This window comes from Streptomyces sp. NBC_01788 (assembly GCF_035917575.1).
GTDB lineage: Bacteria > Actinomycetota > Actinomycetes > Streptomycetales > Streptomycetaceae > Streptomyces.
This window is the reverse complement of sequence record NZ_CP109090.1, coordinates 7592391-7613382: the sequence shown is the minus strand read 5'-3', so window position 1 is coordinate 7613382 and position 20992 is coordinate 7592391. Positions and strand designations below refer to the sequence as shown.

Genomic DNA, 20992 nt, shown 5'->3' with positions numbered 1-20992 from the left:
CCAGTACGGTCGGGTGCACGCAACCACTCAGCGAGGCTCCCGACCCCGCTCACGGGCGGCTTCCAGCCCGGCGAGATGTGCGGCGCTGGAAGCCTTCCGTGCTGGGCCGACGCGTCGGGCACCGGCGGCGGTCGCCCCGGATTACGCCGTGACGTCCGGTGGTGTGGGCCGGTGAGTGGGCGGGGCGCTCGTCCCGGCGACCGAGAGCGGTCCCGGAGTCACCGATACGGGCTCGGCCGACCAGCGCTGCGCGGCGGTGCCGTCGTCGACCTTGACGACGATGTCCGCCTCCGCCTGCGCCGCGGCGGTGGTGAGCGCGAGTCCTTCGCCCCAGCGGGGCAGCAACTCCCCCTGCGCGCTGATGCCGTAGCGCACGTCGGGGCCCCGCTCGTCACCGGCCTTGGCGCAGGTGCCGAGGACGACCACGCCCGCGTCCGCGTGCGAGTCCAGGCACAGGCCGGGGGCGGCGACGCTGCTCAGCAGCCCGTCGGCCTCCAGCGTCCACCGCTGGTTCCAGGCCGAGGAGCACTCGGCCAGTTCGGTGGCGGCCCCGGCCTTCGGCTCGTCCCGGACGGCCAGGCACAGTCCGGCCGCGACGTTGCGCAGCCGGATCTCGTCGGCCGACGGGGACGGCACGGTGAAGCGGGGCGTCGCGGAACCGTCGGGCGGGGTGCCGGGGTCGGTGCCGTGCGCCGTGTCCCGCGCGCCGGTGGACGCGGCCGGGGCGGTGCCGTCACCGTGCGACCACAGGCTGACGCCGAGCACGGTCGCGAGCAGTGAGGCGGAGACGAGGCCGAGGCCGGTGCGCAGCGCCCGGGACGACCGCGGGCCGCCGGAGGCCCGGCGGCCCTGCGCGGCGAACCGGGACAGCGGCCAGCCACGGCCGCCGCCGCCCGGCCGTCTTCCACCGTGCCGGCCGGAGCCCTTCGTGCGCGGGGTCTGTCCGGCGCGGCCCGGACGGGAGTCGTAGTATCGGCGGGCGCCCCAGCCGAGCACCGCCTCGGCGAGCAGCACGCCCGGCGCGTTCTCCAGCAGGCCGAGCTGCGCGGCGGCGTCCCGGCAGTAGCGGCATTCGTCCATGTGCCGCTTGACGTCCGGCAGCAGGCCGCCGCCGCGGCGGATCGGTGCCTCCAGCAACCGGTTGTAATACCGGCAGTCGTCGCCCGTCGCGAGTTCGCGGTGGGCGCGCAGGCAGCCCTCGCGGAACTTGTCCCGGGCCTCTTCCAGCGTGCGGAAGGTGGTTTCCTCGTCCATGCCCAGCAACCCGGCCGGGACATCGAGCGGTTCGGCCTCGACCTCGGTGTGCCACAGCAGGCACCGAGCGGCCGGGACAAGGTTCTCGAAGGACCGCTGGGCAAGCCGGCGGTTGTCCGGGACCAGGGACGCGGCGGCCCGCATGCCCCGGCCGCCGGCGGGTTTGTGCAGCTCGGGCAGCGCGGCGGATATACGGTCCTCGGCGGCCCACAGCCGGACCGTGTCCCGCACGGTCAGCAGCAGCCGGGGGCGCAGCGCGACGCCGGGCTCGCCCACGGTCAGCCGGTCGAAGACCTGATGGAAGGCGGCCGAGGTCACCATGGCCGCGAGGGGCGCCGACGAGGCGAGGCAGATCACCGCGTAGTCGTGGACGGGTTGCCAGTGGCGCGCGATCAGCAGGGCGACGCAGTGGGCGACTTCTTCGTCGGTGCTGCCGGCGAGCCGGGCGGCGATGGATTCGTCGGGCTCCCCGGGGACCCAGCCGGGCGGCGGGCTGGGGGGACGAGAGGGGTGGGGGGTGGGCACGAAAGACTTCCTTTGGTACGTACCGGTGTGGAGCGGGCCCGCGGGTCTGGCACACGGCCGGCGGACGATTCGGCTCGACTCCCCAACTGTCTCTTCAGAACCGGCCCTTGCCCACGCACGGACCGCTCAGCCTTGCACAGCTCATTGACGCGCAACAAGACATGCAGACAACACGGGCATCATTGACGGAAATTCAGGAAGCGGGACGTCACCGGGGGCATGCGGCAAGGGCTGTCAGATCTCCCAGGAGCGCAGGCGGTCGGCGGCGCCGTAGACGTCGGTCTTGCCGGACATCAGGTCGCGGGTGAGGTCGACGAGGGCGCCGTAGGGCGGGTCGATGCCGACGCCGCTGACGTACATGTAGGCCACGGCCGTCGCGCAGGCGAAGCGGGCGTTGGCCGACGGCAGGGGTTTGAGCAGGGCGAGGGTGTGCAGCAGGGCGGCGGCCCGCCAGGCGGGGTCGGAGTCGACGCCGAGACGCGGCGGGTCGACGCGGTGGCGGGCGACGGCGGCCACCAGGGCCGAGAAGTCGTCCACCGCGGGCTGGTCCGGCAGGACTTCCTCGTGTCGCTGGAGCAGCCAGGGCACGTCGATGTGGATGACGGGGGTCATCGGTCAGGCTGCCCGCCCCTCGCCCTTCGTGGCCGTCTCGTCCTCGGGAAAGGCCGTCGCGAACTCGTCCGCGTGTGCGGTGAAGAACCGCCGGAAGGCCTCGGCACCCTCCTGGAGGGCCCGGTGCCGGGCTATGTCCGCGGCGGCGGCCTCGCGCACGAGTGCCTTCATCGACGTGCCGCGTTCCTTGGCGATCTGGCGCAGGTCCTCGAGCTCGCGGTCGCTGAACTCCACATTGAGAGCTGGCATGGTCCACACGGTACCGCGCGGGTACTTTCCCGTAAATACCCGCTGGTCACAGCGATGAGACAGTGGTACCGAGGGCGGGTCCGCAGCCGTAGGGGGCAGCGCCGCCGCGCCACTGGGGGGCGCGGCGGCGTTCCTCCTGGTGGTCCGGCCCGCTCACCCGCGTCCGGGGTGGGTGGCCGGAACAGCCCCTAGTGGCCCTGGTCCGCCGCGAAGGAGGCCATCCAGGCCAGCGCCGCGTTCCAGTTGATGGCCGTCTCGTTCGTCGACCAGGACTCGATGTCGTCGATGTAGCAGAACTGGCCGACGCAGCCCTGGAGTTTGCCCTGCGCGTACGGGTCCTGGATGCTGGAGTTGGCCCCGCCGGAGACGGTGCCCCTCGGCGGGTTCGGCAGGCTCGGCTCGAGCTCGTGGGCGTACCAGCGGCTGTGCTGGTTGTGGGAGCTGACCGTGCCGTAGCCGGTGACGTAGGAGATGTTGAGGGCGTTGCGGCCCAGGATGTAGTCCATGCTCTGCACCGCGCCGTCGCGGAACTTCGTGGCACCGTCGAGGTCGTAGGCGGCGGCGAGGACACGGGCGTTGTTGAGGATCTGGCTGTTGGAGCCCCAGTCGTACATGTTGCCGGCGGGCGCGTACGGCATGCCGTAGGGCTGCGCCTTCAGTGTGGCCAGGTACTTGCCGGCGCCCTTGATCACCGACTGGCGCACCTTCTCCCGGCCGGGCAGCCTGCTCGGGACGGTGGCGAGGTCGAGGCGGGCGGGCACCGCGGTGGCGGCCCAGTCGAAGCTGACGTTCCCGAAGATGTCGGCCGTGTGCAGGGGCGACTTGGTCACGTAGTCGGCGAACTGCCGCTCACCGGTGGTCAGGTACAGCTCGGCGGCCGCCCAGTAGAACTCGTCGGTGGCGTTGTCGTCGGGGTACGCGCCGCCACCGATGCCGTCGTCCGGGTCGGGGTACACGGCGGGGTGGGCGAGCGCGGCGGACCAGGCCGTGCGCGCGGCCCGCAGGGCCTTCGCCGCGAAGGCGCGGTCGTAGGGCTCGTAGAGGCGGGCGGCCTGCGCGGCGGTCGCCGCCAGGTTCAGGGTCGCCTGGGTGGTCGGCCGGTGCAGTTCGCGCTTCTGCGGGTCCTGACTGGGCAGCAGCGGCAGCCCCGTCCACTGCTCGTCGTGGACCTTGCTGTGCGCCATGCCGGCCAGCGGCTGCCCGGCGGGCACCTGCATCCTCAGCAGGAACTCCAGCTCCCAGCGGGCCTCGTCCAGGATGTCGGGCACCCTGTTCCCGCTCTCCGGGAGGGCGAGCGTCCGGTCACCGAGGCTCGCGGGCCGGGCGGTGCGCGCGTGCAGGGTGCGCTCGTATGTGCTCAGCAGTCCCCAGGTGGTGATGCCGCCGTTGACGACGTACTTGCCGTGGTCGCCGGCGTCGTACCAGCCGCCGGTGACGTCCAGTGTGTAGTCGCAGAGGCCCGGTTGGCAGGGCACCTTGGTGTCGCCCTGGTTGGGGGCGGCGTTCAGGTGGCCGGCCTGGCGGCCGTAGCCGCGCCGCAGGTCCTCGCGGATCGGGATGCCGCTGCGCTGGGTGTAGTAGTACTTCAGCGAGTCCAGGCGGAGCCGGTCGTAGACGCCGTCGCCGATGTCGAACGGGTGGCTGGTCTCGCCGTCGGCGACCAGGGTGAAGCCCTTGCCACTCCCCCGGTAGGTGCCGAAGTCGATCGAGTGCACCCTCTGCCCGGAGGAGACGTCCGTGCCGCGCGGCGCGCTCCAGCCGTGGGCCACGTCCTTCCCCCGGGCGTCGCGCAGCCGCCAGGGCAGCTTGGCGCCGGCGTCGGTCACCAGCGTGGCGTTCTTCGGGCCGCCGGGCAGATAGCCGACCTGGTTGACCCTCACCCGCGGCCCGGTGTCGGGCTCGTAGACCTCCGGCGCCACCCCACCGAGGAGTGACACGTCGTCCAGGCAGAAGCGCCAGGGGTCCGCGGTGCCGCCGAGCTGGAAGGCGACCTGACCCTGGGTGGTGTCCACGGGGGACGTGAAGGTGTAGGAGTAGACGTTGCCCGAGACGCTCAGCTGCGGGCTCACCTCGAACCAGGTGTCGTACGGCGCCACGGAGAGCCCCGCGAGCGCCCGCACGACGTGCGCGTCGGGGGTGCCGGTCGCCGAGAACGACAAGCGGTAACTCTCGCCCTTCACCAGGGTGATGTCGTTCTGTCCGACGGCGGCGTCCCAGCGGTTGGCGGTGCCGCCGGGCACGTCGGCGCACAGCCGGCCGTCGGAGAGGCCCGCGGTGACGTTGCTGGTCGTCCACCACGGCTCGGTGGTGGTGTCGAAGGTGCCGTTCCTGACCTGCTCGACCTCGTCGGCCAGGGCCCGCGGGGCGGACGGCAGGGTGGTGAGGGCCGCCGCGAGCAGGGCTGCCACGGACAGCAGGGTGGTTCTGCGTCGTTTCACGTCTGGGCTCCTCGGGGGAGGGTACGGACCACACCCATGGGAGCGCTCCCAAGGGCGGACGCACCATGCTTGTTGCAGCCATGACATCCGTCAACGGTCCTGACGGGACGTATTGCCTCCGGCAGGGGGTCGCCGTCCGTACGGCGCCGGTACGCACTAGGCTGGGACGGAAGTGACGCACCTGTTAACTGTGAGTGTGCGCGATGGAGTGGCGACGATGAGCCCCGTGTATCCGTTCGACGACGCGGCCACAGCCCGGGCTGTCGTCGACGAGCACGGCGTCCTCGTCGAGTGGAACGAGGGCGCGCGCCGGCTACTCGGCTGGGCGCCCGAGGAGGTGCTGGGCGAGCGGGCGGCGAATCTGCTGGACGACGGCCCGGTCGTGGCCCTTCCCGACGAGCCCCGCTGGAACGGCACGCTCACCGTGCGGCACCGCGACGGGCGCGCGCTGCCCGTCTGGATCCTGGCCCACCACCGGCGCCCGGAGGACGGCGGCAACTGGCTTCTGGTCACCCCGCTGGAGGGCGGCGGCCCCCCGGACCCCGACGACCCGCTGGCCCGGGCCGAACTCATCCAGTCGCCCTGCGCGGTGGCGATCTACGACGAGCGGCTGCGGCTGCACGGTATGAACGCCGCGATGGCGGACGTGGTCGGGATGCCGGCCGACCGGCTGAGGGGCCTGCGCATCTCCGAGATCGGCGGCCGCCGGCAGAGCGAGGACTTCGAGTGGCACATGCACCAGGTCCTCGCCACCGGCCGGGGCAACGACGTGCGGACGTATGTGCCGATAGGCGGCAACGGAGAGGTGAGCGCCTGGCTGGCCCGGATGTCCCCGATCACCGACCGGCAGGGACGGGTGCGCGGGGTGTGCGTCGCCGCGCACGACTTCACCGAGCAGTACCGGGCGCGCGAACGGCTCCAACTGGTCAACGAGGCGAGCGTGCGCGTCGGCACCACCCTCGACGTCGCCCGGACGGCGCAGGAACTCGCCGACGTCTGCGTCCCCGCCCTCGCGGACTTCGTCAGCGTCGATCTGCTCGATCCGCCCGAGCACGGCGGGGAACCCCTCACCGGACCGGTGACGACACCGGTCGTGCTGCGCCGGGCCGCCCACGCCTCCATCAACGCGGGCAGTCCCGAGGCGCTCGCCGTCACCGGGCGGACCGAGCTGTACCCGGCCACCTCGCCCCAGGGCGCCTCCCTGGTGACCAGCCACTCCGTGGTGATCTCCAAGGAGTCCGGCGACCTCGACAAGTGGCTGTCCTGGGACCCGGTGCGCCGCCTGCACTCCCAGGAACTCGGCGTCCACGCCGCGATGTCCGTGCCGATCCGGGCCAGGGGCGTGACCCTCGGGGTCGCCGTGTTCAGCCGGTTCCGGCAGCCCGCCCCCTTCATGCCCGACGACGTGCTGCTGGCCGAGGAGGTCACGGCCCGCGCCGCCGTCTGCATCGACAACGCCCGCCGCTACTCCCGCGAACGGGAGACCGCCCTCGCCCTCCAGCGCAGCCTGCTGCCCCGCAGCCTGCCGCGCACCGCCGCGGTGGAGGCGTCCTCCCGCTACCTCCCGGCGGCCCGGGCCGGGGTGGGCGGCGACTGGTTCGACGTGATCCCGCTGTCCGGGAGCCGGGTCGCCATGGTCGTCGGGGACGTCCTCGGGCAGGGTGTGCAGGCCTCGGCCAGCATGGGCCGGCTGCGCACCGCCGTGAGCACCCTCGCCGACATCGACCTCGCCCCCGACGAACTGCTCACCCATCTGGACGACGTGGTGGCCCGGCTGTCCGCCGAGGCCGGGGCCGAGGGACGGCCCGGCGAGGTCGGCGCGACCTGCCTGTACGCGGTGTACGACCCGGTCTCCCGGCGCTGCACGCTCGCCCGCGCCGGGCACCCGCCGCCGATGCTGATCCCGCCGGACGGCCCGCCCCGCCGGGTCGAGCTGCCGTCCGGACCGCCCCTGGGCCTGGGCGGACTGCCGTTCGAGAGCGTCGAGCTCCAGCTGGCCGAGGGCAGTGTGCTGTGCTTCTACACCGACGGGCTGGTGGAGAGCCGCGAGCGGGACACCGACGCCGGCCACCGGCTGCTGTGCGAGGCCCTGGCCGCCCGCGACGGCTCCCTGGAGGAGGCCTGCGACCGCGTCCTGCGCACCCTGCTGCCCGCGGGCAGCGCCTCCGACGACGCGGCGCTGCTGCTGGCCCGCACCCGCGCCCTGCCGCCCTCCCAGGTGGCGACCTGGGACATCCCCGCCGATCCGTCGCTGGTCGCCCCGGTCCGCAAACAGGTCGTCGACCGGCTCGACGACTGGGGTCTGAGCGAGGCGGCGTTCACCACCGAACTGGTCGTCAGCGAGCTGGTCACCAACGCGATCCGGTACGGCACCCCACCCATACGCCTCCGCCTCATCCACGACGAGGCGCACCTGACCTGCGAGGTGTCCGACACCACCCACACTGCTCCGCATCTGCGCCGGGCCAAGACCTGGGACGAGGGCGGCCGCGGCCTGCTGCTGGTCGCCCAGCTCACCCGGAGGTGGGGCAGCAGGCACACCGCCGAGGGCAAGACGATCTGGGCCGAGCTGGGCCTGCTCGACGACGAGTGAGCCCGGCCGGGTCTCAGGATCCGTCGGCCAGCCAGGGCCGTACCCGCCGGCGCGCCTCGTGCAGCCGCGACTTGAACGTGCCGAGCACAACGCCCGCCCGCTCGGCGGCCTCGGCGTACTCCAGCCGGCAGATGTCCCGGTACACCAGCGGCGCCACCAGATGGGGGTGCTCCCGCTCCAGCCGGTCCAGCGCCTCCAGCAGGTCCACCCGGGAGCCCGCGATGACGCTCGTGGTGCGCGGGTCGGCGTACGTCGCGGGCTCGATCCGCGCGGGCTGCTCGGCGGCGCGGCGCTTGAGCTCCCGGTACTTCTGGCGGCAGCAGTTGGCGACGACCGTGTAGAGCCAGGTACTGAAGCGGCTGCGGCCCTCGAAGGAGGTGATCCCGCGCGCGATCTGGAGCAGTACGTCCTGCGCCGCCTCCTCGGCGTCCTCGCGGCAGGGCAGGAAACGCCCGCAACGCCCGACCACCTCGGGCCGGACCTGCTGGAGCAGGGCCTCCAGCGCGGCGCCGTCACCGGCGGCGGCACGGCGGGCGAGGTCTTCGACCGGCGCGGCGTTCTGCACGACAAGGCCCCCTTTGCGTCGATCCCGCGGCAGGCATGATAGTCGCATGCACTCCCTCGAGCGGATCGGCCGCTACCGGCTCGAACGGCGCCTGGGCACGGGCGCCTTCGGCACGGTGTGGCTCGCCCACGACGACGAGCTCGAGGCCCCCGTGGCCGTCAAGGTGCTCGCCGAGAACTGGTCCCACCGCCTCGACGTGCGCGAACGGTTCCTGACCGAGGCACGGCTGCTGCGCCGGGCCGGCTCGTCCCGGGTGGCTCAGGTCTACGACATCGGCGAACTCCCTGACGGCAGACCGTACTTCGTCATGGAGTACGCCGACGCCGGCACCCTCGACGACCTGCTCGCCGCCGGCCCGCTGCCGGTGCCCGAGGCCCTGCGGCTGACCGCGCTGGCCGCCCGCTCCGCACACGCCCTGCACGAGGCGGGCATCGTGCACCGGGACGTCAAGCCGAGCAACGTGCTGCTGCGCACCGCGCCGGACGGCACCCGCCGGGTGCTGCTCGCCGACCTCGGCCTCGCCAAGAGCCTGGCGCAGGCCTCGGGGCTGACGCTGGCGGCGGGTTCGGCCGGGTACCGGCCGCCGGAGCAGGCCGGGCCCGGCGCGGGCATCGACGCGCGGGCGGACGTCTACGGCCTCGGCGCGGTCGGCTACCGGCTCGTCACCGGCACTGTGCCCGCCGAACCCGGCGCGGTGGTACGGCCCGAGCGGCTGCGGCCGGGCCTCGACCCCGGCGTCGCGCGGGCCCTGACGCGGGCCCTGGAGCCGGACCGCGAACGGCGCTGGCCCACCGCCGAGGCGTTCGCGGACGAACTGGACCGGCTGGCCTCGGCCCGGGCGTCCGCCGTCCGCCCGCGCGGGCGGTCCAGGGCCGCGATGCTCGCCGCCGCCGTGGCCACCGTCGCCGTCGTCGGGGCCGTTTTCGCCCTGGTGGACCTGTCGTCCTCGGCGTCCGGGGTCGACGTCGAGGACGCCACGGGCCGGATCGCGGTGCGGGTGCCGGACGGCTGGGGGCGCCAGCTGCGCGACTCCGGCTGGGACCCGGCGGCGCTGGGGCTGCCCGCCGGGCACGAGCCGGGGCTCGCCGTCGCCGTCGACCTGTCCCGGTGGCAGGACCTCGGGGCCGACGTGAGCGGGGTGTTCGCCGGCCTGAGCGAGCACGGCGACGTCACCGCCCGCGTCGACGCGCTCGGCCATCCGTACTGCCACTACGACGGCGCCCGCGCCTACACCGGCGGGCGGTGGCACGGCCGGGTCCGGACCTGGAGCGACTGCCCCGGCGGCGGCCGGCTCACGGAGACCGCGCTGGTCCCGGCGGGCGGCGGGCAGCCGCAGGTGTACGTGCAGATCCGCCAGCACGGCGGCGGCGACACGACCGACGGCGTACTGCGCTCCCTGCGCGTCACGTGAACCCGTAGGGCCTCGTACGGGCGAGCGCGGCTTGACCCGTTCGGGCGAGGGCCGCCCGGGCTCCGCGCGGGAAGAGTCACCGGGAGAGACGCGCGGGCGGCAGTCACCGGAGAAGGACACGGGAAGAAGTCCCGGAAAAGAGGTGCGAACGGTCGCGAACTTTTCGCCCGGTCCGCGCATCGGACACTCATGACGGCGCACCCGGCGCCGGAGGCACGCGGTCACCGCGTGCGAGCGACCCAGGAGTGTGGAACATGGCGCACAAGTCCCCGTCCGCCCGCCGGGCGGCCCTGCTCGTCGGTGCGGTCGCCGTACTGGGCCTGCCGCTGACCGCCTGCGGCCACGGCAGCGGCGCGAGCGGCGCTCCGCAGAGGGTGTCCGGCACCGCCGCGCCCGCGACCGGCGACACCACCGCCGGGACGGCCCCCGGTACGGAACCCGGCACGGCACCCGGCACGGCACCCGGCACGAGCTCGGCTCCCAGCGTCGGCGCCGCACCCCCGAAGAGCACGGCCACCTCCGCCCCGGGCACCGCCCGGCACACCGGTGGCACCGGTGCCTCCGCCGCGAGCACCCGTTGCCACACCTCCGAACTCAGGGCGTCGGTGGGCCGCGAGAACCCGGGCGCCGGGCAGGAGAACTTCCCGGTCGTCCTGACGAACACCTCCGGCCGCACCTGCACCGTGCGCGGCTATCCCGGCGCCGCCTTCGTGGACGCCTCCGGCAGGCAGCTCGGCCCGGACCCGAAGCGGTCCTCGGGCACGCCCACCACGGTGACGCTGAAGCCCGGCCGGAGCGCCTGGGCGGGACTGACCTTCTCCAACCCCGGAGTGAGTGGGGCGAGGACGGCGAAGCCCGCGTCGCTGATCGTCACGCCACCCGACGAACGCGACCACCTCACGGTGAAGTGGACGGCCGGCCAGGTGCCTGTGGGCGGCAACGCCTCCTCGGTGTTCCTGACGGTCTTCAGCCCCGGCAGCGAGCCCTGACCCGGCCCGTCCGCGGCGCTCTCGCGTGAAGGTACGGCACGGTCCTTTGCTTTGATGGGCGTGCACCATCGGTCACGTCCTGAGGAACACCGCTCTGAACACGCCGCTGGCCGAGGCACTCTCGGTCGTCCTGCTCGTCGCCGTGCTCGCCTGGGCCGTCGTCCGTCCGTTCGGCTGGCCCGAGGCGGTCATGGCCGTGCCCGCCGCCGGGATCGCCGTCGCCACCGGCGCGATCGGCCTCGACCACGCACGGGCGGAGGCGGAGCGGCTGGGGCCGGTGGTCGGGTTCCTCGCCGCGGTGCTGATGCTCGCCCACTTCTGCGACGTGGAGGGGCTGTTCCAAGCCTGCGGGGCGTGGATGGCGCGCCGGTCGCGCGGCCGCCCGGTGCGGCTGCTGACCTCCGTGTTCGCGCTGGCGTCCGCCATCACCGCCGTGCTCAGCCTGGACGCCACGGTCGTGCTGCTGACGCCGGTCGTGTTCGCCACCGCCGCCCGCACCGGCGTACGGCCCAAACCGCACGTCTACGCCTGCACGCACCTGTCCAACACCGCGTCGCTGCTGCTGCCGGTCTCCAACCTCACCAATCTGCTCGCGTTCGCGGCGAGCGGGCTGAGCTTCACCCGGTTCGCGGCGCTGATGGCGCTGCCGTGGCTGGTCGCGATCGGCGCCGAGTACATGGTGTTCCGGCGCTTCTTCGTCCGGGACCTGGTCGCCGCAGTGCCCTCGCCGCCCACCGGTGAACCGCCCGAACTGCCGCTGTTCCCCCTGGTCACCGTGGCCTGCACGCTCGCCGGGTTCGTCGTGGCCTCCGCGTTCGGCGTGGCACCGGTGTGGGCCGCGCTGGCGGGGGCGCTGGTCCTGGCCGGGCGGGCGCTGCTGCGGCGCAGGGCGACCGCGCTGAGCGTGGTGCGGGCCGCGGCACCGGCCTTCCTCGCCTTCGTACTGGCCCTCGGCATCGTGGTCCGCGCGGTGGTCGACAACGGGCTCGCCGGGGCGCTCGGGCGCGTCCTGCCCGGCGGTACGGGGCTGCCCGCGCTGCTCGCCGTCGCCGCGGTGGCCGCCGTGCTCGCCAACCTGATCAACAACCTGCCCGCGGTGCTGGTCCTGCTGCCGCTGACCGCACCGGCCGGACCGGGGGCGGTCCTCGCCGTGCTGCTCGGCGTCAACATCGGCCCGAACCTCACCTACGCCGGGTCCCTGGCGACCCTGCTGTGGCGGCGGATCGTGCACCAGCACGAACACGGTGTGAACCTGAGGGAGTTCACCCGGCTGGGCCTGCTGGCCGTGCCGGCCGCGCTGGTGCCCGCGGTGGTGGCACTGTGGGGAGCACTCCAGATTCTGTGAGGGCGTAGGAGGGCGAGCGGATGCGTGTGATCACCTGGCTGGTGGAGGGCACCTGGCCCGCCTGCGTGGACGCCGTACGCACCCAGGCTCCGCACGCGTCCGACGTCGTCCTGCTGCACGTCAGCGGGCCGGACGTGCCCGCCGTGGCGCACGGGGCCTTCGCCGGGCTGCTCGGCCGCGGCCGAGCCGAACGCGACCCCGGCGACCTGCTCACGGACCTCGGCGGTACGTCGGCGGCCGAGCTCCTCGAGGCGGCGGCGGCCCGGCTCGGGCGGCCGTGCACCCTGATGGAGCGGCGCGGGCGGGTGGAGCGCGAGGTGGTGGCGGCCGCGGAGGACGCCGACCTGCTGGTGGTCGCCCGCGACGGCGACCGCGCGCGGCTCGGCCCGCACAGTCTCGGCCCGGCGGCGCGGTTCGCCGTCGACCACGCGCCCTGTGCGGTGCTGCTGGTGTGGCCGGAGGCGGCCCCGGACCTCACGACGATGCCCCCTCCCCCGCCGCCGCGCCACCGCTGACGTCGTTCAGCGGCCGCCGCCGTGGTGGCGGTGCCGGTCCGGGTCGTTCCAGGAGCAGGGGTGGCCGTGGGAGGAGCAGCCGCCCACGGCGGGTGTGCCGGCGTCGGCGGCCGGGGGCGGCGGGGTGGTCCGGGGCGTGCCGCCTGCCGGTGTGCCCGGTACCGCCGAGTCCGACGGGCCGGGTGCCGGGGCCGGGGGTCCGGCCGACGAGCCGCCGTCCAGGTCCCAGTTGACCACCTCCATCTGGAGTTCCGGCATGGTGGTGTCCATCGCCCAGCGCTGGGTGTCGCCCTTCACGCGGGTCTTGAGCACGAGGGCGCCGCCGCCGTCGGTGGCGGCGGGCGTCAGGGCCAGGTCCTGGTCGAAGCGGGGTACGAGGGTGCCCTGAAGGGTGAAGTCGTAGCGGATGTTCTTGGCGCCGGACCGGGAGACGTCAACGCAGGGGGCGAGCCGCACCGAGTAGCCGAGGTGGGAGTCCAGGCACAGGGCGGGCGCGGCGCCGCTGCGCAGCAGTCCGTCGGTCTCGTAGACCCATTGCTGGCCGGGTGCCGAGGAGCAGGCCGTCAGCTCGGTCTCGGCGCCTTCGACGGCCTTCTCGCCGACGGGGCCGACGCACAGCCCGGACGCGGCGTTGTGCAGCCGTCCGCGCAGGGTGCCCCTGGCCGCCGTCCCGGCTCCGGTCCAGGACGGTCCGGAGGCGGAAGCGCCGGTGCCGGGCGGCTCGGTGGGCTTCTGCCCCTCGGCGCGCGCGGGGGCCCCGTCCCCGGAGCCGAGCACCGCCCACAGCGCGAACGGCAGTACGACCAGCCCGCTCACCGTCGCCACGGCGATGGCCACGTTCCGCCGCCGCGCGACCCGCCGCGCCGCCTTCCGCGCCACCCGCCCCCGGCGGGCCGTCCCGCCCCCCGGTCCCGCTGCCGCGCCACCGGGCTCCGCCGGGCCCGGTTCCCCGCCCGGCCCGGCCCCCGGACCGCGCGCCGGGGTGATGGTCGGCGGGCCGGAACCCCAGGGCTCGGCGGACGAAGGGGCCACGAAGGGCACGGCGTCGGTCGCCTCCGGGACGAGGTGCCCGCCCGGGGTGGGCTGGGCCTCGTGGAGGGCGCCGGGCGCCGGCGGGCAGGCCTGATCGGCCGCCGGCAGACCGAACGATTCCGGCGGCGCGAACAGTTCGCCCTCAGCTGGTACGCCCGACACGGACTCGGGGTCGCGGGACCCGGCAGAGGAGGGCGGGTTCGCGCCCAGGGCACCGCCCTGGCCCGCCGCGCCGGGTCGCCGCCCCCGGTACGCGTCGTCGGCCGCCGGTGGGCCGGCCGGGTTCGGGGCGAAAGGGTCCTCCTCTCCGGGTGTCTTCGGTGATGCCGGTGTGAAGGGCTCGCCTGCGGTGGGCGCGGTTCGCTCGGGGGCCGGTTCCGTCGGGGCCGGGGGGCCGGCCAGGCATTGCGCGCGGTAGCCGGCCGCGCCCCAGCCGAGGACGCCCTCGGCCAGCGCGGCGCCCAGGTCTCTGTTGAACTGGGCCAGTTGGTCGGCGGTCTGCCGGCAGTGCGTGCAGCCGGCCAGGTGCGTACGCAGGTCGGGGTCGACGTGGACGCCGCCGCGACGGTGGGTCACGTCGAGCAGCCGCAGGTAGAGCAGGCACTCCTGCCGGGGTGCGACCTCGCGGTGGACCTGGAGGCACTCCTCGCGCAACCGCTCCCGGGCACGCTCGAGTTCGAGGCGCGCGTCCTCCTCGTCGAGGCCGAGCAGCCGGGCCGGCACGGCGAGCGGCTCGGCCTCGACCTCGGCGTGCCACAGCAGGGCGCGGGCCGTCTGCGGCAGCCGCTGGAACGCCCGCGACAGCAGCCGCCGGTCGCCCGGCGGCAGCAGCCGCGCGGCGATCCGGTCCCCCTCGGCGTCCGCGGCCCGCAGCTCGGGGTGCAGCATCTCCCGGCGGTGGTCCGTACTCCACTCCCCCGCGATCCGCCTCACGGTGACGAGCAGTTGGGGCCGCCAGGCGGCCGTCGGACCGGACTGCCGCAGGGACTGGCCGAACAGCCGGGTGAAGGCCGCCGTGGTGAGCATGCCCGCGGGATGGGACCCGTCGGTGCACAGCCGTGCGTAGGCGAAGGCCGACTCCCAGTGCCGGTCGAGGAGTTCACCCACGGGCAGCAGTGCGGGCGAGGCGCCCGTCCACTTCCGGAGTTCGGCACTCAACTGCTCGTCCGTGGTACCGAACGGAGCGGGCGACGCGGGGGAATTGGACATGCCCGGGTCTTTCACGGCTGCATTCCTCCATACACACCGCGGACTTGGTCCATACCAAAAGTCCGTGCCGAAGAAGGCGTGCGACATCTCGAACGTCCCCCGCTCAGAGGGAGGACCATGGCCTGCTCGCCGACTGGCCACACCTTTGCACAGGCCAGCGGCGAGCAACAAGGGATCACACGGTTTTGTACATAACGCTCTCGGCGGACCCAGTTGACCTATTGTCAATTCCCGCGGATGGAATGCGATTACTACCCGATGCACACGGCAATTGCCGCCCTCAGTGACCGCTGACGGCGTGCGGCGTGTAGGGCCCCTCCAGTTCCTCGGCCTCCTTGTCGCTCAGCTCCAGTTCGACGGCGGCCACCGCGTCCCGCAGGTGCTCCGGCCTGGACGCGCCCACGATCGGCGCCGTGACCGTGTCCTGACGCAGCAGCCAGGCGAGGGCGACCTGGGCGCGCGGCACCCCGCGGTCACCGGCGACGCGGGTGACGGCCTCGACGATGCCGCGGTCGCCCTCCGGGTAGAGCCGGCCGCCGAAGGCGTCGGTGGCGCTGCGCTCGGTGGTGGTGCCCCAGTCCCGGGTGAGGCGGCCGCGGGCCAGCGGGCTCCACGGCAGTACGCCGACGCCCTGGTCCGCGCACAGCGGAAGCATCTCCCGCTCCTCCTCGCGGTAGAGCAGGTTGTAGTGGTTCTGCATGGAGACGAACCGGGTCCAGCCGTGCAGCAGGGCCGTGTACTGGGCCTTGGAGAACTGCCACGCGTCCATCGAACTCCCCCCGATGTAGCGGACCTTGCCCGCCCTCACCAGGTCGTGGAGCGCCTCCATGGTCTCCTCGACCGGTGTGTGCGGGTCCCAGCGGTGGATCTGGTACAGGTCGACGTAGTCGGTGCCCAGCCGGCGCAGGCTGTGGTCGATCTCCGTCATGATCGCCTTACGGGAGAGTCCGGCGCCGTTGGGCCCCGGCCGCATCCGGCCGTGCACCTTGGTGGCGAGGACGACGTCGTCACGGCGGGCGAAGTCGCGCAGCGCGCGGCCGACGATCTCCTCGCTCGTGCCGTCGGAGTAGACGTTGGCCGTGTCGAAGAAGGTGATCCCCGCCTCCAGCGCCTGCCGGATCAGCGGGCGCGAGGCCTCCTCGTCGAGGGTCCACTCGTGCGCACCGCGGCCGGGCACGCCGTAGGTCATGCAGCCCAGACAGATCCGCGACACCTCGAGGCCCGTCGAACCGAGCTTCACGTACTGCATCGTTGCTGCTCCTGTCGTTGGTTCCTTGGTGCGGTTGTCCTTGGTGCGGTTGTCCTTGGTGCGGTTGTCCCGGGTGCGGTTGTCCCGGGTGCCTCGGTGCGGTCGCCGGTCACGGGCCGGGACGGCCGGCGGGCGTCCGCGCCACGGGCGTGTCCAGCAGGTCCAGTACCCGTTCCCAGCCGAACTCGGGGCGGCCGCCGTCCGGCGCCGGCTCGCCGGAGAACGGCTCACCGAAGCGGACCCCCATCCCGCGCAGGCGGACGAGGCTGTCCCGGTAGGCGGGGTGGGCGGCGAGGGTGTCGGAGACGCACGGCAGGACCGCGACCGGGACGCCCAGGCCGTACGTCTCGCACAGGGTGGCCAGGGCGAGGGTGTCGGCGATCCCGGCGGCCCACTTGTTGAGGGTGTTGAAGGTGGCGGGCGCCACGGCCACGGCGTCCGGCGGCGGGAACGGGCGCGGGTCGCCCGGCGTGCGCCAGGCAGACCGTATGGGACGGCGGGTCTGCGCCTCGACGGCGGCGGTGTCGAAGAAGCCGCCCATGGCGACCGGGGTCGCGATGACACCGACCTCCCAGCCCCGCTCCTGCGCGGCGGTGATCAGCTTGCTGACGCCCTCGGCGATGCCGGCGGCGCAGACGACGACGTAGAGGAAGGGTTTCCCGGGCGCCGTCCCGGCGTGCTTCGCGGGCGGCGCCCCGGAGGGCTTCTGGGCCTGTTCGCTCACCCGGGAACCCTAGTCAATCAGCCGCCGCCGGGGCCACGGGGCGACGCGACGGGCACCGGACGGGCCGGCCGGCCGCCGCGTCGGCACGGCGCCGCGGCGGCGGACCGGCGGGCGGCGCGGCTCGGCCCCTACCCGTCCTCGGACAGCGTGATGGCACTCACAGGGCAGGCCCTGGCGGCCTCCCGGACCATCGGGTCGCCGGCGCCGTCCTCCCGGCCGGGCAACAGGTCACTGAAGCCGTCGTCGTCCTGGGTGAACACACCCGGGGCGGTCAGGGCGCACTGTCCGGCGCCGATGCAGCGGTCCTTGTCGATCTCGATGTGCATGACGGCAGCCTCTTACCAGCTGACGGGGAGTTCCAGCATCCCCTGGATGGTGTCGCCGGGTTTGAAGGGGATTTCCTCCGGTGGGGCGGCGAGCCGGAGCGTGGGCAGCCGTTCGAGGAGCGTGCGCAGGGCGATCTCCAGTTCGGTGCGGGCGAGGTTCTGGCCGAGGCACTGGTGGATTCCGAAACCGAAGGCGACGTGGTGGCGGGTCGAGCGGTGGAAGTCGAGGGTGTCGGGGGCCGGGTAGACGTCCTCGTCGCGGTTGATGACGGAGGTGGAGAAGACCACGCCGTCCCCGGCCCTGATGGTGGTCCCGGCGATCTCGATGTCCTCGGTGGCCTGCCGCAGCAGTCCGTCCGCGATGGACAGCATCCGCATCAGTTCCTCGACGGCGGCCGGCAGCAGCGCGGGGTCGGCGCGCAGCTCGGTCAGCCGTTCGGGGTGCAGCAGGAGCGTGTAGGTGCCCAGGGAGATCATGTTGGCGGTGGTCTCGTGGCCCGCGACCAGCAGGATCATCGCCAGCGCGGTCAGTTCCTCGCGGTCGAGCTCGCCCTCGTTCAGGCGCTGCTGGACGAGTTCGTCCAGCAGGCCGTCACCGGGCCGGCGCCGCTTCTCGTCGATCAGGTCCTCCAGGTACGCGGCGAGCCGGTCCCGGGCGTCCTGCGTGTCCTCGGCCGCCGGTCCGCGCAGCAGCCGCCTGGACTGGTCCTCGAAGAACTCGTGGTCGGCGTAGGGCACGCCGAGCAGGGCGCAGATCACCATGGACGGCACCGGCAGCGCGAAGGAACGCACCAGGTCGGCCGGGGGTCCCTGGGCGATCATCGCGTCCAGCAGTTCGTCGACGATCTCCTGGATGCGCGGCCTGAGCTCGGTGGCGCGCCTGAGGGTGAAGCTCGGGATCATCATCCGCCGCTGGGTGCGGTGCTTGGGGTCGTCGACGCCGAGGAGCGCCGGCTTGCGGTCGCGGACCGCGGCGAAGCGGGGAGTTGTGGCCGGGAAGCCCGTGCGGGTGCGGTCCGTGGACAGGCGGGGGTCGACCAGCAGGTCACGGGCGACGGCGTGGCCGGTGACGAGCCAGGCGGGGCGGCCGTCGTAGAGCCGGATGCGGGCGAGCGGCCGTTCGGTGCGCAGCGGGTCGTACCCGGTGGGCGGGTGGTAGGGGCAGCTCCGGTCCTGGGGGAAGGAGACGGGATCTGACAGCTCGGTCAGGTCTGTCGTGTCTGTCATGGAAGACCTCGCAGACGAAGGATGCGTCGTGCCGATCTTCATTAGATGCCCGAGGCATCCAGTGCACGACATCAAGTTCGGCCAGATCGGCTACCTGCGGGATCTGGCTGGGAACCATCCATTCCGCATCGTAATTCGGTTGCCGCCGAAACGGTACGGCGTACAGGATCCGGCCATGTCCACGACCCGTGTGCTCCCGCCGCTGCCGTCTGCCTCCGACCTTTCGACTCGGTCCCAGCAGCAGCCCGGCCGTCCCCGGAGGCCCGGTCCGCCGCGGTCGTGAGCGCCGCGCTCGTCGCGGGCCTCCTCGCGGGCTACGGCATCGCCGTGCCCGTCGGAGCCGTCGCGGCCCACCTCGTCACCCTGACCGCCCGTTCGCCCCTGCGGACCGGTGTGTGCGCCGCGCTCGGCGTGGCGACGGCCGACGGGCTCTACGCCCTGCTCGCCACCCTCGGCGGCTCGGCCCTGGCCGCCGCGCTGCGACCGGTGATCGTGCCGCTGCGCTGGGCCTCGGCCCTGCTCCTCGCCACGCTGGCCGTCCGGGGCGCGGCCGGCGCGCTGCGCCGGTACCGAGAGCACCGGACGGCCACCCGGACGGCCCCACCGCCACCGAGCCCGGCCCGCGCGTACCTCGCCCTGCTCGGCCTGACCCTGCTCAACCCCGCCACGCTGCTCTACTTCGCGGCGCTGGTCCTCGGCACGCACGCCACTGCACCGTCCGATCGGGCGGTGTTCGTCCTGGCGGCCTTCGCCGCCTCCACGAGCTGGCAACTACTGCTCGCGGGCGGCGGCACGCTGCTCGGCCGCGCCCTGACGGGTCCCCGAGGACAACTGGCGACGGCTCTGGTGTCCAGCGGCGTGATCATGCTGCTGGCGGCACGGATGGCGGCAGGGCCGGGGTGAGCGCACCGTCCCCTATCGCGCCGCCGCGGCCCGCGGCGGCGCGATAGGGGACGGTGCCGGGATGGATCGGGGCGGCGCCGATGTTGAATGGCGTGCACCATCAGTCACGGTATGCGACGAGAGGATGGCAGGCATGGCTCTTGAGGGTGTGTACGAGCCCAGCCCGGCCCAGTGGGTGCGGGAGCAGGTGGAGCTGTACGAGAGCTCGGGCGGTACCGAGGGGACCACGCTGTGGGACACGGGGCTGCCCGTGATCCTGCTGACCACCGTGGGCGCTCGCAGCGGCAGGATCCGCAAGACACCGTTGATGCGCGTGGAGCACGAGGGACGGTACGCCGTGGTGGCCTCCCAAGGTGGTGCGCCCAAGCACCCGTTCTGGTACTTCAACCTCAAGGCCGATCCCCGCGTCGAGCTCCAGGACGGTCCGGTCAAGCAGGTCATGACGGCCCGCGAGGCCACCGGCGCGGAGAAGGCGCAGTGGTGGGAGCGGGCGGTGGCCGCGTTCCCGCCGTACGCGGAGTACCAGGAGAAGACCGCCCGGGAGATCCCGGTCTTCGTGCTGGAACCGGCCGCCGCGAACTGAGCCGCGGGAAATTCCGGCCGGGAGGCATGAGCCCGTCCCGTCCGGGCATGCGTGTGTCAGGCCCCGCCGCGCTCCCCCGTCGCGGCGGGGCCCCTTCGTGCCCGCACCCGGTCCACCGTGGCTCACTCCGTGCCGCGGACGGATTTCGGGGAACGTGTTCACCAGGACGTCCGCAGAGCAGGCCGAGCAGGGAGGACACATGAGCGACGGGGGCGAGGGCAACAGCGCCTACGGGCACAAGGCCTTCAAACGGTCCAGGAGCCACTTCGCGGACCGGATCACCGCCGACGGGCGGGACGGCCGGCCGGTGGAGGCCGGACGGTACCGGCTGGTGGTCAGCCGTGCCTGCCCGTGGGCGAGCAGGGCACTGGTCTCACGGCGGCTGCTGGGTCTTGAGGACGCCCTGTCCCTGGCCGTCGTGGATCCGATCCAGGACGACCGGAGCTGGCGTTTCACGCTGGACGCCGGCGGCCGGGATCCCGTGCTCGGTATCCGCTTCCTCAGCGAGGCCTACGACCGGCGGGAGACCGGCTACCCGGGCGGGGTGAGCGTGCCCGCGGTGGTCGACGTGCCCAGCGGCGAGCTGGTCACGAACGACTACCAGCAGATCACGCTCGACCTCGCCACCGAGTGGAGCGAGCTGCACCGGCCCGGCGCTCCGGATCTGTATCCGCGGGCACGGCGCGACGAGATCGACACGGTGATGGCGGAGGTCTACGAGGACGTCAACAACGGCGTGTACCGGGCGGGCTTCGCCACGAACCAGGAGGAGTACGAGGCGGCCTGCGTGGGTGTGTTCCGGCGGCTGGAGCTGCTGGAGTCCCGTCTGGCCGGGCAGCGTTACCTCGTGGGCGACACGATCACCGAGGCGGATATCCGGCTGTTCACCACGCTGGTCCGGTTCGACGCCGTCTACCACGGCCACTTCAAGTGCAACCGCTGGAAGCTCGCCGAGAACCCGGTGCTGTGGGCGTACGCCCGGGACCTTTACCAGACGCCCGGCTTCGGGGACACGGTCGACTTCGACCACATCAAGCGGCACTACTACCAGGTGCACTCGGGCATCAACCCGACCGGGATCGTGCCCCTCGGCCCCGACCTGTCCGGATGGCTGAGTCCGCACCACCGCGAGGAGTTCGGCGGGCGCCCCTTCGGCGACGGGACCCCGCCGGGTCCCGTACCGCCCGGTGAGGAGGTCCCGCCGCAGGGACGGCCCTGACCACGGCCCGCCCCGAGAGCCTCG

At 73.6% G+C, this 20992-nt stretch carries 18 protein-coding genes; 8 read left to right on the top strand and 10 right to left on the bottom strand.

All coding sequences use genetic code 11. The features are described from left to right. Positions 1-141 precede the first annotated feature (141 nt). The 4 genes from OIE49_RS33835 to OIE49_RS33820 all read right to left on the bottom strand — a co-directional run bounded on the left by OIE49_RS33835 (position 142) and on the right by OIE49_RS33820 (position 5078). Positions 142-1779, bottom strand: coding sequence for an RICIN domain-containing protein (locus OIE49_RS33835; RefSeq protein WP_326805619.1), 1638 nt, complete (start codon positions 1777-1779; stop codon positions 142-144). 234 nt (positions 1780-2013) lie between these two features. Next, positions 2014-2391 carry a toxin Doc gene (locus OIE49_RS33830; protein WP_326805618.1) on the bottom strand — a complete coding sequence of 126 codons (378 nt, stop codon included), beginning with the start codon at positions 2389-2391 and terminating at the stop codon, positions 2014-2016. A 3-nt stretch (positions 2392-2394) separates the two neighbouring features. Next, complete coding sequence (locus tag OIE49_RS33825) at positions 2395-2640, bottom strand: hypothetical protein (protein WP_100571383.1); 246 nt, start codon at positions 2638-2640, stop codon at positions 2395-2397. 188 nt (positions 2641-2828) lie between these two features. Next, positions 2829-5078, bottom strand: a complete 2250-nt coding sequence (locus OIE49_RS33820; protein ID WP_326805617.1) for a glycoside hydrolase family 9 protein — start codon at positions 5076-5078, stop codon at positions 2829-2831. A gap of 217 nt (positions 5079-5295) precedes the next feature. Here OIE49_RS33820 and OIE49_RS33815 point away from each other — a divergent pair, with 217 nt between their 5' ends. Beyond that, positions 5296-7671: a SpoIIE family protein phosphatase gene (locus OIE49_RS33815; protein WP_326805616.1), complete on the top strand. Its 2376-nt coding sequence runs from the start codon at positions 5296-5298 to the stop codon at positions 7669-7671. 13 nt (positions 7672-7684) lie between these two features. Here the strand turns inward: OIE49_RS33815 and OIE49_RS33810 are convergent, their stop codons facing one another. Then, a complete protein-coding gene (locus OIE49_RS33810) occupies positions 7685-8236 on the bottom strand; it encodes an RNA polymerase sigma factor (RefSeq protein ID WP_326805615.1) in 552 nt (183 codons plus the stop codon). A 46-nt stretch (positions 8237-8282) separates the two neighbouring features. Here OIE49_RS33810 and OIE49_RS33805 point away from each other — a divergent pair, with 46 nt between their 5' ends. From OIE49_RS33805 to OIE49_RS33790, 4 genes are all read left to right on the top strand, one after another. Next, complete coding sequence (locus OIE49_RS33805) at positions 8283-9647, top strand: serine/threonine-protein kinase (RefSeq protein ID WP_326805614.1); 1365 nt, start codon at positions 8283-8285, stop codon at positions 9645-9647. Between the two features lie 254 nt (positions 9648-9901). Further along, entirely contained in the window at positions 9902-10636 is a 735-nt protein-coding gene (locus OIE49_RS33800; RefSeq protein WP_326805613.1) for a DUF4232 domain-containing protein, read from the top strand. 142 nt (positions 10637-10778) lie between these two features. Beyond that, positions 10779-11981, top strand: a complete 1203-nt coding sequence (locus tag OIE49_RS33795) for an arsenic transporter (RefSeq protein WP_442812331.1) — start codon at positions 10779-10781, stop codon at positions 11979-11981. A 20-nt stretch (positions 11982-12001) separates the two neighbouring features. Then, the gene (locus OIE49_RS33790) at positions 12002-12496 is read left to right on the top strand and encodes a universal stress protein (protein WP_326805612.1); all 495 of its coding nucleotides are present in this window, start codon (positions 12002-12004) and stop codon (positions 12494-12496) included. A 6-nt stretch (positions 12497-12502) separates the two neighbouring features. Here the strand turns inward: OIE49_RS33790 and OIE49_RS33785 are convergent, their stop codons facing one another. From OIE49_RS33785 to OIE49_RS33765, 5 genes are all read right to left on the bottom strand, one after another. Further along, positions 12503-14737 (bottom strand): RICIN domain-containing protein, encoded by a 2235-nt coding sequence (locus OIE49_RS33785; RefSeq protein WP_326805611.1) that lies wholly within the window; start codon positions 14735-14737, stop codon positions 12503-12505. 280 nt (positions 14738-15017) lie between these two features. Next, on the bottom strand, positions 15018-15986 hold the full coding sequence (locus tag OIE49_RS33780; protein WP_326805610.1) for an aldo/keto reductase: 969 nt from the start codon (positions 15984-15986) through the stop codon (positions 15018-15020). Between the two features lie 109 nt (positions 15987-16095). Continuing rightward, a complete protein-coding gene (locus OIE49_RS33775; protein ID WP_326805609.1) occupies positions 16096-16710 on the bottom strand; it encodes a flavoprotein in 615 nt (204 codons plus the stop codon). A 128-nt stretch (positions 16711-16838) separates the two neighbouring features. Continuing rightward, on the bottom strand, positions 16839-17036 hold the full coding sequence (locus OIE49_RS33770) for a ferredoxin (protein ID WP_100571373.1): 198 nt from the start codon (positions 17034-17036) through the stop codon (positions 16839-16841). Between the two features lie 12 nt (positions 17037-17048). Continuing rightward, a complete protein-coding gene (locus OIE49_RS33765; RefSeq protein WP_326805608.1) occupies positions 17049-18263 on the bottom strand; it encodes a cytochrome P450 in 1215 nt (404 codons plus the stop codon). Positions 18264-18542: 279 nt separating this feature from the next. On the opposite strand from OIE49_RS33765, the gene OIE49_RS33760 reads away from it, so the two are divergent. The 3 genes from OIE49_RS33760 (at position 18543) to OIE49_RS33750 (ending at position 20968) form a co-directional block, all read left to right on the top strand. Continuing rightward, positions 18543-19166: a LysE family transporter gene (locus OIE49_RS33760; protein WP_326805607.1), complete on the top strand. Its 624-nt coding sequence runs from the start codon at positions 18543-18545 to the stop codon at positions 19164-19166. A 133-nt stretch (positions 19167-19299) separates the two neighbouring features. Next, positions 19300-19749 carry a nitroreductase family deazaflavin-dependent oxidoreductase gene (locus OIE49_RS33755; protein ID WP_326805606.1) on the top strand — a complete coding sequence of 150 codons (450 nt, stop codon included), beginning with the start codon at positions 19300-19302 and terminating at the stop codon, positions 19747-19749. Positions 19750-19948: 199 nt separating this feature from the next. Next, positions 19949-20968: a glutathione S-transferase family protein gene (locus tag OIE49_RS33750; RefSeq protein WP_326805605.1), complete on the top strand. Its 1020-nt coding sequence runs from the start codon at positions 19949-19951 to the stop codon at positions 20966-20968. The last annotated feature ends 24 nt before the right edge of the window (positions 20969-20992 follow it).

Coding starts and splice junctions, on each gene's coding strand:
- OIE49_RS33790 (WP_326805612.1), top strand. CDS start 12,002: ATGCGTGTGATCACCTGGCTGGTGGAGGGCACCTGGCCCGCCTGCGTG.
- OIE49_RS33800 (WP_326805613.1), top strand. CDS start 9,902: ATGGCGCACAAGTCCCCGTCCGCCCGCCGGGCGGCCCTGCTCGTCGGT.
- OIE49_RS33755 (WP_326805606.1), top strand. CDS start 19,300: ATGGCTCTTGAGGGTGTGTACGAGCCCAGCCCGGCCCAGTGGGTGCGG.
- OIE49_RS33770 (WP_100571373.1), bottom strand. CDS start 17,036: ATGCACATCGAGATCGACAAGGACCGCTGCATCGGCGCCGGACAGTGC.
- OIE49_RS33825 (WP_100571383.1), bottom strand. CDS start 2,640: ATGCCAGCTCTCAATGTGGAGTTCAGCGACCGCGAGCTCGAGGACCTG.
- OIE49_RS33830 (WP_326805618.1), bottom strand. CDS start 2,391: ATGACCCCCGTCATCCACATCGACGTGCCCTGGCTGCTCCAGCGACAC.
- OIE49_RS33765 (WP_326805608.1), bottom strand. CDS start 18,263: ATGACAGACACGACAGACCTGACCGAGCTGTCAGATCCCGTCTCCTTC.
- OIE49_RS33815 (WP_326805616.1), top strand. CDS start 5,296: ATGAGCCCCGTGTATCCGTTCGACGACGCGGCCACAGCCCGGGCTGTC.
- OIE49_RS33780 (WP_326805610.1), bottom strand. CDS start 15,986: ATGCAGTACGTGAAGCTCGGTTCGACGGGCCTCGAGGTGTCGCGGATC.
- OIE49_RS33805 (WP_326805614.1), top strand. CDS start 8,283: ATGCACTCCCTCGAGCGGATCGGCCGCTACCGGCTCGAACGGCGCCTG.
- OIE49_RS33785 (WP_326805611.1), bottom strand. CDS start 14,737: ATGTCCAATTCCCCCGCGTCGCCCGCTCCGTTCGGTACCACGGACGAG.
- OIE49_RS33750 (WP_326805605.1), top strand. CDS start 19,949: ATGAGCGACGGGGGCGAGGGCAACAGCGCCTACGGGCACAAGGCCTTC.